A 12,288-nucleotide genomic window follows, 5' to 3' on the forward strand; every position below is an offset into this window, starting at 1 on the left:
GACCGGCCCGACCGCTCGAGCCACAGGAGACCGGCATGGACGCCGCACACCCCCCGGCCCCACTACCCGCACGGGGAGACAGGGGCACCTTGCTCAGCCGCGTCGGACTGCGCGGCCGGATGCTCGCCGCGATCCTCGTGGTCGCCCTCACCACGCTCGCCGTCGGCGTCATCGGCGTGCAGCGGATGTCGGTCCTGAGCGCCGACGCCGAGCGCGTGTACACCGAGGGGACCGTGCCGCTGGAGGAGCTGGAGGAGCTGCAGACCGCGTGGTGGGTCCACGAGGCCTGGTCGGCACGCTCGCTCATCGTCAGTGCCGGTCCCGAGGTGAACGCGAAGGACGCCGCGCTCGCGGCGGAGGCGCAGGAGGCCCTCATCGCCCAGGGTGAGGTGGTCGCAGGCGCGACGCTGGCCCCCGGTGTGGCCGAGCGCTTCGCGGAGTACCAGGAGGCCGCCGACGCGTACGTCGTGACCCAGCTGGAGCTGGAGGGCTACCTGGCCGCCCAGGACTTCGCGAACGCCGGCAGGGTCATCGGCCGGCTCAAGGAGCTGGAGAACACCGCGGTCACGTCGTTCCAGGCGGCCATCGAGTCGCAGGAGCAGGTCGCCGCGGACACGGTGGCGAACGCACAGGCCGCCTACGGGCAGGCGCGAACGCTGACGCTCGTCGTGGTGGCGCTCGGCCTGACCCTGGCCGTGGTGCTCTCCATGCTGCTCGTGCGCTCGGTGACCCGGCCGGTGCAGCGGGTGCGGGAGGTGCTCGACCGGGTCGCCGGGGGTGACCTCAGCGTGCGCGCCGGGGAGACCGGTGGCGCCGAGATCGGGGACGTGGCCCGCTCGCTGGACCGCACCCTGGACTCGATCGGCTCGGTCCTCACCCTGGTCAGCGACTCGGCGCAGCGGCTCGAGGGCGCCTCGCAGAAGCTCAACGCCGCGGCCGACGGGATCGCGGACAACGCGCGGACGGCGGTGGGTCAGGCCGGCGTGGTGGTGACCTCGGCCGGTGAGGTGGCCTCCAGCGTGGACACGGTGGCCACGGGGTCGTCGCAGATGGAGTCGGCGATCCGGGAGATCTCCCAGAACGCCACGGCGGCGGCGCGCGTGGCCGGTCAGGCGGTCGGGGTCGCCGAGACCACGACGCGGACGGTCGGCAAGCTGGGCGACTCGTCGCAGGAGATCGCGACGGTGGTCAAGCTGATCAACGGCATCGCCGAGCAGACCAACCTGCTGGCCCTCAACGCGACCATCGAGGCGGCGCGGGCGGGGGAGGCCGGGAAGGGCTTCGCGGTCGTGGCCTCCGAGGTCAAGGAGCTGGCGCAGGAGACCGCCCGGGCCACCGAGGACATCTCCAAGCGGGTGGAGGCGATCCAGGCCGACACCGCGGGCGCGGTGGAGGCGATCGGGCGGATCAGCTCGGTGATCGGCGAGATCAACGACTTCCAGGCGACCATCGCCGCGGCGGTCGAGGAGCAGACCGCGACGACCAACGAGATGAACCGCAACGTGGCCGAGGCCGCGACCGGCTCCCAGCAGATCGCCGCGGCGATCACCGGCCTGGCGGCGGGCACGCAGGAGACCAACGCCCGGGTCGAGGACGCCCAGCGGGCCGCGGCCGAGCTGGCCCGGATGAGCGGGGAGCTGCAGGGGGCGGTCGCCCGCTTCCGCGTCTGAGCTCTGAGCAAGGACCCCGCTGTCCCCACCGCTCGTCGAAGGACCCCGTCCTGCCCACCCTTCGTGGAAGGACCCCTGCCCCCACCGCTCGCAGGCCCGCGGCAGGGACCCTGCAGCGGGCCGGCGGGGCCCGGGACGGGGCCGGCGGGACCCTGCAGCGGGGCCGTCCACGACGGCGCCGTCCCCGGCCGGGGGACGGCGCCGTCGTCGTCCCCCGCTCAGTCGGCCCGGAGCCGGGCAGCTCGCAGGGCCACACCCGCCGCCCGCGGGTCGCCGGCCGGGAGGAGACCGAGCAACTGGTCGTGGGCGCCGAGGTCGTCCTGACCCTGGGGGTGCAGCACGAACGCGTGCAGCAGGCCCACGTCACCGGTGGCCAGCACCGCCGAACGCAGCCCGGCGGTCAGCTCCTCGCGCAGCTGACGGATCTCCGTCGCGTCGGACCGCGGCAGCAGCGGACCGGCGCACGCCCGCAGGGCGGCGGCCACCCGCCCTGACCGGAGCGCCCGGCGGGCCGAGCCGAAATCGCTGTCCACGGCGCCCACCAACCGGTAGGGCCGGGTGCGCAGCACGTCGGCGCCGATGAGTGCGCGCAGTCTGCGCACCTGGACGCGCACGGTCGTCTGGTTCCCGTCGTCCCCGTAGAGCAGGTAGGCGAGCTGCTCCCCGGTGAGGCCCTCGGGGTGGAGGGCGAGGGCGGTGAGGATCTCCGCCGCCCGCAGCGGCAGGGCGATCGTGCGACCGTCGAGCACCGCGCTCGGTGCACCGGTGCCCGTGACCCTCAGCGACAGCGCCGACGTGCTCGCCGTCCGGGACGGGCGCTGCGACGCCCGGAGCAGGTAGCCCTCGGCGAGCGGTTCGACCAGCACCTCCCGGCCGTCGGGCAGCAGCGCCCGTTCGGCCGCGCCGTCCAGGTCGACGCGCTCGGGCCATCCTCCCGAGGGCTCCGTGGCCAGCACCCGGCCGGTGGGGGTGACGAGCGCGCCGGCCGCCCCTCGCAGGTGGGCGAGGTGCGGCGTGTTGCGCAGCAGGAACCGCTGGTCGGCCACGGCCATCCGCAGCCGCAGCTCGGTCTCCGCCAGCTGGACGACGGTGGCGACCAGCTGCGCCAGCGACGGGTGCATGGTCCGCAGCGGGCCGCTGACGTCGACCGCGCCCAGGACCGTCCCGGTGTCGGGGTCGTGCACCGGCGCGGCCACGCAGGTCCAGGAGTGGTACGTGCGGACCAGGTGCTCGGCGGAGTGGATCTGCACCGGCGCGTCCACGGCCAGCGCCGTGCCCATCGCGTTGGTCCCGATGGCGGCCTCGCTCCAGTTCGTGCCCGGGAACAGGCCGACCCGATCGGCGGGGCCCAGCAGCTCGGCCGCCCCCTCCCGCCACAGCACGTGGCCCGCGGCGTCGGTGACGAGCACGAGGTGCACCGCCTCCTCGGCGATGCCCGCCAGGCTGGTCCGCACCAGGGGCATGACGGCGTTCAGCGGATGGACCGACCGGATGTCGCGCACCTCGTCGGGGCCGTGCACCACCGGCGGCGTCCGGCGGTCGGGGTCGACGCGGGCCGCGAGGCTGCGTTCCCAGGAGGCGGAGACGACCGGACGGGGCACCCGGCGGACCGGACTGCTGCCGAGCACGGCGTCGAAGGTCTCGGCGAGCTGTCTGGCGTGAGCGGCGGCATCGACGGCGCCGGGGCCGGTGCAGGGGAGCCGGTGCCGGGCAGAGCGGGTCATGACACCCCCGAGCATCCTCGCCGGGCGGGCGGCGCCGGCCTGCCGCGGATCATCACCCATGCCCGTCCGACCAGCAAGGCGCACCGGACAGGACCGGCCTCAGCCCTCCAGTGCGGCGGCGGCCGCGGTCGCGACGGTGACGTCCTGCTCCACCGAGCCCGCGCTGACGCCGACGGCCCCCACCAGCTCGCCGTCCCGGAACAGCGGGACCCCACCCCCGAAGGCCACCATGCCCCCCGCGGTCTGCTCGAGCCCGTAGAGCTCGGCGCCGGGCTGCACCAGCGGGGTGAGGTCGGCGGTGGGGAGGGCCATCAGGACCGAGGTGACCGCCTTGCGGGTGGAGATGTCGATGCTCGCCTTGATGGCGCCGTCCATCCGGCCGAACGCGAGCAGGTGACCGCCGTCGTCGACGACGGCGATGTTCATCGGCTGGCCGATCTCCTCGGCGCGGGCGATGCCCGCATCCAGGACGCGGCGGGCGGAGTCGTACGTCAGCGAGGCGCTCATGCCGGGAGCAAACCGCAACGGACGAGGGCCGGGCACCTCTCCGGTCGGGTAGGTCCGGCCCCTCCGCGCGGAGAGGTCTCGGCGGTCGGCGCCTCGGAGCAACGTCAGTGCAACGTGGTGCGTGCCACAGTGGCGCGGACGTTGCGCGGACCGACCGAGAGTGAGCCTGCGTTGAGCGCTTCCCCGCCGCCCGAGCTGACCACTGCGGACTACCCCCTGTCGATCAACCACCCGGAGCTGCTGCGCACGCCCAGCGGCAAGCCGATCACGGCCCTGACCATGGACGCGGTGGTCTCCGGCGAGCTGTCGGCCGAGGACCTGCGGATCGCGCCGGAGACGCTCCAGCTGCAGGCCCAGCTCGCCGACGCGAGTGGCCGGCCGCAGCTGGCCGCGAACTTCCGCCGGGCCGCCGAGATGACGGCCATCCCCGACGACGAGGTCCTCGCCATGTACAACGCGCTGCGGCCGCGCGCCTCCACCGCGGGTCAGCTCGGGGAGCTGGCCGACCACCTGGAGGGGACGTACGGAGCGCCGGTCTGTGCGGCCCTCGTCCGGGAGGCCGCTGAGGTGTACGCGCGCCGCGACCTCCTCGCCCGCCCGACGGCGACGTCGGCTGACCCCGTTCCGCAGGACCCAGAGGGGACGTCCCGCACATGACCAGCACCAAGCCCCGGACCTCGACCCGCACCGAGCTCCTCGAGAGCCGCCCGGTCAACCTCGACGGCTTCGTCGAGGAGTGGCCCGAGAAGGGCCTCGTCGCGATGGAGAGCGACTTCGACCCGGCGCCGAGCGTCCGGGTGGAGGACGGCCGCATCGTCGAGCTCGACGGCAAGGCACGCGCGGACTTCGACTTCATGGACACCTTCATCGCCAACCACACGATCGACGTCGCGTCGGCCGAGGAGTGCACGGCCATCCCCTCGGCCCGGATCGCGCGGATGCTCATCGACCCGGGGGTCGCCCGCGGCGAGGTGCTGGCGGTGACCCGTGGGCTCACGCCGGCCAAGATCCTCGACGTCGTCAAGCTGATGAACGTCGTCGAGATCATGCAGGCGATGCAGAAGATGCGGGCCCGCAGGACGCCGGCGAACCAGGGGCACTCCACGAGCGCCCGGGACAACCCCGTGCAGGTCGCCGCGGACGCCGCCGAGGGGGCGCTGCGCGGGTTCGCCGAGCTCGAGACCACCCTCGGGGTGGTGCGCTACGCCCCGCTGGTGGCCATCGCGCTGCAGGTCGGCGGCCAGGTCGGGCGCGGCGGCGTGCTGACCCAGTGCGCCCTCGAGGAGGCCACCGAGCTCGAGCTCGGCATGCGGGGCATCACCGCCTACGCCGAGACCATCTCGGTGTACGGCACCGAGTCGGTGTTCGTCGACGGCGACGACACCCCGTGGTCCAAGGCCTTCCTCGCCTCGGCCTACGCGTCGCGCGGGATCAAGATGCGCTTCACCTCAGGCACCGGGTCGGAGGTGCAGATGGGCAACGCCGAGGGCAAGTCCATGCTGTACCTGGAGATCCGCTGCATCCTCATGGCCAAGGGCGCCGGGGTGCAGGGGCTGCAGAACGGCTCCATCAGCTGCATCGGTGTGCCGGGGGCCGTGCCGGGCGGGATCCGCGCCGTCGCCGCGGAGAACCTGGTGGCCAGCATGGTCGACCTGGAGTGCGCGTCCGGGAACGACCAGTCCTTCTCGCACTCGTCGATGCGCCGGACCGCGCGGGCGATGCCCCAGCTGCTGCCCGGGACCGACTTCGTCTGCTCGGGGTACTCGGCGGTGCCCAACGCGGACAACATGTTCGCCGGGTCGAACTTCGACACCGAGGACTACGACGACTGGAACACCATCCAGCGCGACCTGCAGGTCGACGGCGGGCTGCGACACGTCCGGGAGCCCGAGATCCTGCAGGCCCGGAACAAGGCGGCGCGCGCGCTGCAGGCGCTGTTCGCCCACCTGGACCTGCCCCCGATCACCGACGAGGAGGTCGAGGCGGCCACCTACGCCGACTCCTCGAACGACTACCCGCTGCGCGACGTGCTCTCCGACCTCAAGGGCGCGCAGTCGGTGATGGAGCGCGGCATCACCGGGTTGGACCTGGTGAGGGGCCTGGAGACGACCGGCTTCCACGACGTCGCCGAGAGCCTGCTCAACGTGCTCCGGCAGCGGGTCTCGGGCGACCTGCTGCAGACCTCGGCAATCCTCACCGCCGACTTCACCCCGCTCTCGGCGATCAACGACGTCAACGACTACGCCGGCCCGGGCACCGGTTACCGGCTGACAGGGGAGCGCTGGGAGGAGCTCAAGAAGCTGCGCCACGTCACCTCCGCCACGAACCCCGAGACCGAGGTGGGCTGAGCCATGACCACTGCCACGACGGCGTCCGACCGCACGGTCACGCTGCGCGAGGTCGGCCCGGCCGGCCGGGGGACCCGCCCCGACGAGGTCGTGATCGCGGTGTCACCGGCGTTCGCCGGGCACTTCTCGAGGACCATCGTCGACGTCCCGCACGCCGAGGTGCTGCGCCAGGTGCTGGCGGGCATCGAGGAGCAGGGCGTCACGGCGCGGATCATCCGGGTGTTCGACACCGCGGACCTCGCCGCGATCTCCCACGGCGGCGCGAAGCTCTCCGGGTCCGGCATCGCCGTGGGGATCCTGTCCCGCGGGACGACGATGATCCACCAGAGGGACCTGCCGCGGCTGAGCAACCTGGAGCTCTTCCCCCAGTCCCCGCTGCTGGACGCGCCGGTGTTCCGGATGATCGGCTCGAACGCCGCGCAGTACGCGAAGGGCGAGTCGCCGCAGCCGGTCCCGACGCGCAACGACCAGATGGCCCGCCCCCGGTGGCAGGCCAAGGCGGCGCTGCTGCACCTCAAGGAGTTCGAGTGCATCCAGGCCGGCCGCCCGGCGGTCGAGGTCGAGCCCGTCTTCGGGCGGGTCGGGTCACGCCCGCTGGCGTGACGACGGTCGACCCCGGCCGGTCGCCGGCGCGGCTCGTCGTCGGCGTGGACATCGGCAACTCGACGACGGAGGCCTGCCTGGCCTCGCTCGGGCCGGACGGCTCCCTCACCTACCTGGCCACCGACCTGACCCGGACGACGGGCGTCAAGGGCACCCCGGACAACACCGCCGGCGCACTCACCGCCATCCGGGGAGCCCTGGTCCGGGCCGGTCTGCGCGTCGAGGACGTCCGCACCGTCCTGCTCAACGAGGCCACCCCGGTGATCAGCGGTCTGGCCATGGAGACGATCACCGAGACGATCATCACCGAGTCGACGATGATCGGGCACAACCCGGCCACCCCGGGCGGAGAGGGGTTGGGGGTCGGCACCACGGTGGCGCTCAGCGCGCTCGTCGAGCAGGAGCCGGGCCGGCCGGTGGTGTGCGTGGTCCCTGCGGGGGCGGACTTCGACGACGTCGCGACCACGGTCAACACCGCCGTCCGGAGTGGGGTGGACGTCGTCGCCGCCGTCCTGGCCGGCGACGACGCGGTGCTGGTCACCAACCGGCTCGACCGGTCGATCCCCGTCGTCGACGAGGTCGCGGCCGTGGAGCGGGTCCCGCTGGGCATGCTGGCCGCCGTGGAGGTGGCTCCACCCGGGCGGACGATCCGCACGCTGTCGAACTCCTACGGCCTGGCCACCGTGTTCGAGTTGGACCCTGTCCAGACCCGGCAGGTCTCCCCGGTGGCCCGGGCGCTCACGGGGAACCGGTCGGCCGTGGTGGTGCGCACTCCCAGCGGGGACGTCACCGACCGGCGCATCCCTGTGGGTGAGCTGGTGCTCCGGGGCGCGGGCAAGACCCTCCGGGTGGACGTCGACGCCGGCGCGGAGGCGATCATGGACACCGTCGCCCGGGTGCAGCCCCTGGACGACGCGCACGGCGAACCGGGGACCCACGTCGGGGGCATGCTCGCCCAGGTCCGGGACACGATGGCCGACGTCATGGACGTCGCCGGGCAGCCGGACGTGCCGGTGTCCGAGATCGCCATCCGTGACGTGCTCGCGGTCGACACCTTCGTCCCGGCCGAGGTGCGCGGTGGCCTGGCGGGAGAGGTGGCGCTGGAGAACGCGGTCGCACTCGCGGCCATGGTGCGGACCAGCCGCAGTCGCATGCAGCTGGTCGCCGACCTGGTGTCCGAGCAACTGGGCGCGGCCGCCGAGATCGGCGGCGTCGAGGGGGAGATGGCCGTGGGCGGTGCGCTCACCACCCCCGGCGTCGACCGGCCGGTCGCCGTCCTCGACCTGGGGGGCGGCTCGACCGACGCCGCCCTGCTCACCCGCGAGGGCGAGTGCACGGCCGTCCACGTAGCCGGCGCGGGCGAACTGGTCACCAAGCTGATCGACTCCGAGCTCGCTCTCGACGACCGCGAGGCCGCCGAGAGCGTCAAGCGCTTCCCGCTGGGCAAGGTGGAGAGCTTCTTCCACCTGCGCCACGAGGACGGCACGGTGCAGTTCTTCGACCAGCCGCTGCCGCCGCACGTCTTTGCGCGGGTCGTGGTGCTGACCCCGGACGGGCCGGCCCCGGTTCCCACCCGGCACGGCCTGGACCACGTCCGGCGGGTGCGCCGCGAGGCGAAACGCCGGGTGTTCGTGGTCAACGCCCTGCGGGCGCTGCGACAGGTGGCGCCCGGGGCCAACCTCCGCGCGCTGGACTTCGTCGTCCTGCTGGGCGGGTCGGCCCTGGACTTCGAGATCCCCGACCTGATCGCGGACGCGCTGGCGCCGCACGGGATCGTGTGCGGGACGGGCAACGTGCTGGGCACCGAGGGGCCTCGCAACGCGGTCGCGTCGGGCCTGGTCCGGGCGCACGCCGCCCTCCTGGCGGAGGAGGCCCGGTGCCCGACCGGGTGACCGCGCCGGGGCCCCGACCGGCGGTGCTGGTCTACCACCACCCCGAGGCTCCGGCCGCGGTGCTGCGCCAGGTCTGCGCCGGCGTCGAGGAGGAGGGGGTGCCCACCGACGTCGAGGAGGTCCCCGGTCCGGACGACCCCACCGCGCTGGCCCACGCGGCCGCCGAGGAGTCCCGGCTGGGTGTGGGCGTCGGCCTGGCCGCCGACGGGGCCGCCGCCGTGCACCACGGCACGCTGCCCGAGCGGACGCCGGTGGCCGTGACGCCGGCGCAGGCGCCCTCCTCGGACTGGCGTCGCGTGGGCCGGATCGCGGCCCGGGTGGTCAAGCACCTGCCGCTGGTCTGACCGCGATGATCAGCTGAGCTGGTCACCGCCGTTCCTGGCTCACCACCGGTGGTGAGCCAGGAACGGCGACGGTGATCTCAGCTGATCGTCGGGAGCGTGGGTCTACAGGTACTGGCCCCCGCCGGGGCGGAAGTCCGGCTGCTGAGGCGCCGGGCCGCCGGGCAGCGCGCGGCGGCGCATCTCCTCCAGCTGGGCGCGGGCGGCCATCTGCTGGGCGAACAGCGCGGTCTGGATGCCGTGGAAGACGCCTTCCAGCCAGCCGACCAGCTGGGCCTGGGCGATGCGCAGCTCGGCGTCCGACGGCGTCTCGCCCTCGCTGAACGGCAGGGTGATCCGCTCCAGCTCCTCGCGCAGCTCCGGGGCGAGGCCCTGCTCCAGCTCCCGGATCGAGGAGGCGTGGATGTCGCGCAGCCGGTTGCGGCTGGCGTCGTCCAGGGGCGCCGCGCGGACCTCCTCGAGCAGCTGCTTGATCATCGTGCCGATCCGCATGACCTTCGCCGGCTGCTCGACCATGTCACCGATGCTGCCGCCGCCCTCGCCGGCTGCGTCGTCGCCGCGCCCGCCCAGCGACCCGCCGTCGGGCACGGGCATCGTGCCGACGGGTCGCCCGTCGGGGCCGACGACGACGACCTGCTGGGGGCGTCCACTGCCGTTGTCAGGTGCGGTCATGTCCCCATCCTCCCCGGCGTCGCGGAGGCCTGCCGGGGAGGCTCCGGGTCGCCTCCGACCGTCCAGGGCAACGTCTAGTGTCGAGGCCCATGGGACCGGGGGAGGGGCGGCTGGACGTCGCCCGCGTCCGGGGCCTGTTCCCGGGTCTCTCCGACGGCCTGGTGCACGCCGAGGGGTCGGCCGGCGCGCTGCTGCCCGAGAACGTCGTGCTGGCCGTGGCGCAGGCGATGCGGGTGCCGGTGGCCGACCGCGGCGGGGTGTTCCCGGCGTCCGCGCGCGCGGAGGGGCTGCTCGCCAGTGCCCGCACCGCCGTCGCCGACCTGGTCGGCGGCGTCTCCACCGGCGTCGTCCTCGGACCGGACACCTCGCGGCTGACCTGGACCCTCGCCAGAGCGCTCGCCCGCACCTGGCGGCCCGGCGACGAGATCGTCGTCAGCCGGCTCGACCACGACGCCAACCTGCGGCCCTGGGTGGAGCTGGCCGCCCGCGCCGGCGTGGCCGTGCGCTGGGCCGAGGTCGACATCGAGACCGGCGAGCTGCCCGACTGGCAGTACGACGAGCTGCTCGGCCCGCGCACCCGGCTGGTCGCGGTGACGGCGGCGAGCTCCGCGATCGGCACCCGGCCGGACGTCGCGGCGATCGCCCGGCGCGCGCACGGGACCGGCGCGCTGGTCTACGTCGACGGCACGCACGCCGCCGCGCACGACCTGCTCGACGTCCGCGCCATGGGGGCGGACTTCCTCGCCGTCGCCGCCGACATGTGGTGCGGCCCGCACGTGGGCGCGGTGGTGGCCGACCCCGGGCTGCTCGGTGAGCTGGAGCCGGAGAAGCTGGCGCCGGTGCCCGACCGGGTGCCCGACCGGTTCGAGAGCGGCGGGTACGCCTTCGAGCTGCTGGCCGGCGTCAGCGCGGCCGTCGAGCACCTGGCCGCGCTGTGCGAGGACGCCACCGGCACCCGGCGGGACCGGCTGCGCACCTCCATGGCGGCGGTCGCCGCCTACGAGCGCAGCCTGTTCGACTGGCTGGACCAGGCGTTGCGCGCGATGCGCCACGTGCAGGTGATCGGCTCGGCCCCGAGCACCACGCCCACGCTGTCGTTCACCGTCGCGGGGATGCGCCCGCGGCAGGTGGCCCACGAGCTGTCCCGGCGCGGCATCTGCGCGTGGGACGGCGACCTCTGGGCCCGGGAGCTGTTCGACGCGCTCGGGGTCAACGAGGAGGGCGGCGCCGTCCAGCTGGGGCTGATGCACTACAACACGGCCGAGGAGGTCGGGTACCTCGTCGACGCGGTCGCCGCCCTGCGCCCGCGCTGAGGAAGGACCCCGTCCCCCTCACCGCTCGCGCGCTCGCGGCGATCCCCGGGACGGGGCCACAGTCCTCGCAGGCTCGGGGCGGGCCTCGGGACGGGGCCGCGAGGACGGCTCACTCGACGATGAGCAGCACCTTCCCGACGTGCTCGCTGGCGTCGACCACCCGGTGCGCCTCGGCGGCGCGGGACATCGGCAGCCGCCGGTCCACGATCGGCCGGACGACGCCGCGCTCGACGTCGGGCCACACGTCGTGCCGCACCGCCGCGACGATCTCGGCCTTGCCACCGGGGCCGGTCGCCGGCCGGGAGCGCAGCGTCGTCGCGTGCACCGCGGCCCGCTTGCGCATCAGCTTGCCGAGGTCCAGCTCGGCCTTCGTCCCGCCCTGCATCCCGATGCAGACCAGCCGCCCGCCCGTGGCCAGCACGTCGACGTTGCGGGCCAGGTACTTGGCGCCCATGTTGTCGAGGACGACGTCCGCGCCCGCGCCGTCGGTCTCCTCCAGCACCCGCTCGACGAAGTCCTCGTCGCGGTAGTTGATGCCCACCTCGGCGCCGAGCTCGCGGCAGACGTCGAGCTTGGCCTGCGTCCCCGCGGTGGTGAGCACCCGGGCGCCGGCGCGGGCGGCCAGCTGGATGGCCATCGTGCCGATGCCGCTGGACCCGCCGTGCACCAGGAACGTGTCGCCGCGGCGCAGCCCCGCGAGCATGAACACGTTCGACCACACGGTGCACACGACCTCGGGCAGCGCCGCCGCGGTGGCCAGCTCCACCCCGGCGGGGCGGGGCAGCAGCTGCCCGGCCGGAACGGCGACCCGCTCGGCGTAGCCGCCCCCGGACAGCAGCGCGCACACCTCGTCGCCGACCGACCAGCCGGTCACGCCCTCACCGACCTCGCTGACGACCCCGCTGCACTCCAGGCCGAGGATCTCGCTGGCCCCGGGCGGCGGCGGGTAGAAGCCGGCCCGCTGCAGCAGATCGGCCCGGTTCACCGCGGTCGCGACGACGTCGACGAGCACCTCGCCCGGCCGCAGCTCCGGGTCGGGGACCTCGCCCCAGCCGAGCACCTCGGGGCCACCGGATCCACTGAGGGTCACCGCGCGCATGCCCCGACCCTAGAAGGACCCCCTCCTCCCCACCCCTCGCGAGCTCGGGGCGGTGCCCGGGAGGGGGCCACCCTCCTCCCCATTCCTCGCGAGCTCGGGGCCGTGCCCTGGAGGGGGCC

The 12,288-nt window shown here is 74.4% G+C and carries 11 protein-coding genes; 7 read left to right on the top strand and 4 right to left on the bottom strand.

All coding sequences use genetic code 11. The features are described 5' to 3' along the window. Positions 1-89 precede the first annotated feature (89 nt). The gene (locus tag ACWIX3_RS05530) at positions 90-1,670 is read left to right on the top strand and encodes a methyl-accepting chemotaxis protein (RefSeq protein WP_448611076.1); all 1,581 of its coding nucleotides are present in this window, start codon (positions 90-92) and stop codon (positions 1,668-1,670) included. Between the two features lie 218 nt (positions 1,671-1,888). Here ACWIX3_RS05530 and ACWIX3_RS05535 read toward each other — a convergent pair whose 3' ends face one another. Both ACWIX3_RS05535 and ACWIX3_RS05540 read right to left on the bottom strand, forming a co-directional pair. Further along, positions 1,889-3,394, bottom strand: coding sequence for a GAF domain-containing protein (locus ACWIX3_RS05535; RefSeq protein ID WP_448611077.1), 1,506 nt, complete (start codon positions 3,392-3,394; stop codon positions 1,889-1,891). Between the two features lie 99 nt (positions 3,395-3,493). Next, complete coding sequence (locus tag ACWIX3_RS05540; RefSeq protein ID WP_448611078.1) at positions 3,494-3,901, bottom strand: GlcG/HbpS family heme-binding protein; 408 nt, start codon at positions 3,899-3,901, stop codon at positions 3,494-3,496. 171 nt (positions 3,902-4,072) lie between these two features. On the opposite strand from ACWIX3_RS05540, the gene ACWIX3_RS05545 reads away from it, so the two are divergent. From ACWIX3_RS05545 to ACWIX3_RS05565, 5 genes are read left to right on the top strand one after another with little or no spacing between them, the layout of a single operon-like run. Then, positions 4,073-4,558: a diol dehydratase small subunit gene (locus ACWIX3_RS05545; RefSeq protein WP_448611079.1), complete on the top strand. Its 486-nt coding sequence runs from the start codon at positions 4,073-4,075 to the stop codon at positions 4,556-4,558. Further along, positions 4,555-6,249, top strand: coding sequence for a propanediol/glycerol family dehydratase large subunit (locus ACWIX3_RS05550; RefSeq protein ID WP_448611080.1), 1,695 nt, complete (start codon positions 4,555-4,557; stop codon positions 6,247-6,249). Before ACWIX3_RS05545 ends, ACWIX3_RS05550 begins: the two co-directional genes overlap by 4 nt. A gap of 3 nt (positions 6,250-6,252) precedes the next feature. Continuing rightward, positions 6,253-6,852 carry a propanediol/glycerol family dehydratase medium subunit gene (locus ACWIX3_RS05555; protein ID WP_448611081.1) on the top strand — a complete coding sequence of 200 codons (600 nt, stop codon included), beginning with the start codon at positions 6,253-6,255 and terminating at the stop codon, positions 6,850-6,852. Continuing rightward, the gene (locus ACWIX3_RS05560) at positions 6,849-8,744 is read left to right on the top strand and encodes a diol dehydratase reactivase subunit alpha (protein WP_448611082.1); all 1,896 of its coding nucleotides are present in this window, start codon (positions 6,849-6,851) and stop codon (positions 8,742-8,744) included. The genes ACWIX3_RS05555 and ACWIX3_RS05560 overlap by 4 nt, the downstream gene beginning before the upstream one ends. Continuing rightward, on the top strand, positions 8,729-9,088 hold the full coding sequence (locus ACWIX3_RS05565; RefSeq protein ID WP_448611083.1) for a glycerol dehydratase reactivase beta/small subunit family protein: 360 nt from the start codon (positions 8,729-8,731) through the stop codon (positions 9,086-9,088). The genes ACWIX3_RS05560 and ACWIX3_RS05565 overlap by 16 nt, the downstream gene beginning before the upstream one ends. 102 nt (positions 9,089-9,190) lie before the next feature. Here ACWIX3_RS05565 and ACWIX3_RS05570 read toward each other — a convergent pair whose 3' ends face one another. Then, a complete protein-coding gene (locus ACWIX3_RS05570) occupies positions 9,191-9,757 on the bottom strand; it encodes a bacterial proteasome activator family protein (RefSeq protein ID WP_448611084.1) in 567 nt (188 codons plus the stop codon). Positions 9,758-9,846: 89 nt separating this feature from the next. Here ACWIX3_RS05570 and ACWIX3_RS05575 point away from each other — a divergent pair, with 89 nt between their 5' ends. Continuing rightward, on the top strand, positions 9,847-11,070 hold the full coding sequence (locus tag ACWIX3_RS05575; protein ID WP_448611085.1) for a cysteine desulfurase-like protein: 1,224 nt from the start codon (positions 9,847-9,849) through the stop codon (positions 11,068-11,070). Positions 11,071-11,179: 109 nt separating this feature from the next. Here ACWIX3_RS05575 and ACWIX3_RS05580 read toward each other — a convergent pair whose 3' ends face one another. Next, entirely contained in the window at positions 11,180-12,169 is a 990-nt protein-coding gene (locus tag ACWIX3_RS05580) for an NAD(P)H-quinone oxidoreductase (RefSeq protein ID WP_448611086.1), read from the bottom strand. Positions 12,170-12,288 lie beyond the last annotated feature (119 nt).

This window comes from Geodermatophilus sp. URMC 60 (assembly GCF_053502585.1).

What these genes read in the sequence shown, in the direction of transcription:
- ACWIX3_RS05535 (WP_448611077.1), bottom strand. Translation starts at nt 3,394, where the DNA reads ATGACCCGCTCTGCCCGGCACCGGCTCCCCTGCACCGGCCCCGGCGCC.
- ACWIX3_RS05540 (WP_448611078.1), bottom strand. Translation starts at nt 3,901, where the DNA reads ATGAGCGCCTCGCTGACGTACGACTCCGCCCGCCGCGTCCTGGATGCG.
- ACWIX3_RS05550 (WP_448611080.1), top strand. Translation starts at nt 4,555, where the DNA reads ATGACCAGCACCAAGCCCCGGACCTCGACCCGCACCGAGCTCCTCGAG.
- ACWIX3_RS05555 (WP_448611081.1), top strand. Translation starts at nt 6,253, where the DNA reads ATGACCACTGCCACGACGGCGTCCGACCGCACGGTCACGCTGCGCGAG.
- ACWIX3_RS05570 (WP_448611084.1), bottom strand. Translation starts at nt 9,757, where the DNA reads ATGACCGCACCTGACAACGGCAGTGGACGCCCCCAGCAGGTCGTCGTC.
- ACWIX3_RS05575 (WP_448611085.1), top strand. Translation starts at nt 9,847, where the DNA reads ATGGGACCGGGGGAGGGGCGGCTGGACGTCGCCCGCGTCCGGGGCCTG.
- ACWIX3_RS05580 (WP_448611086.1), bottom strand. Translation starts at nt 12,169, where the DNA reads ATGCGCGCGGTGACCCTCAGTGGATCCGGTGGCCCCGAGGTGCTCGGC.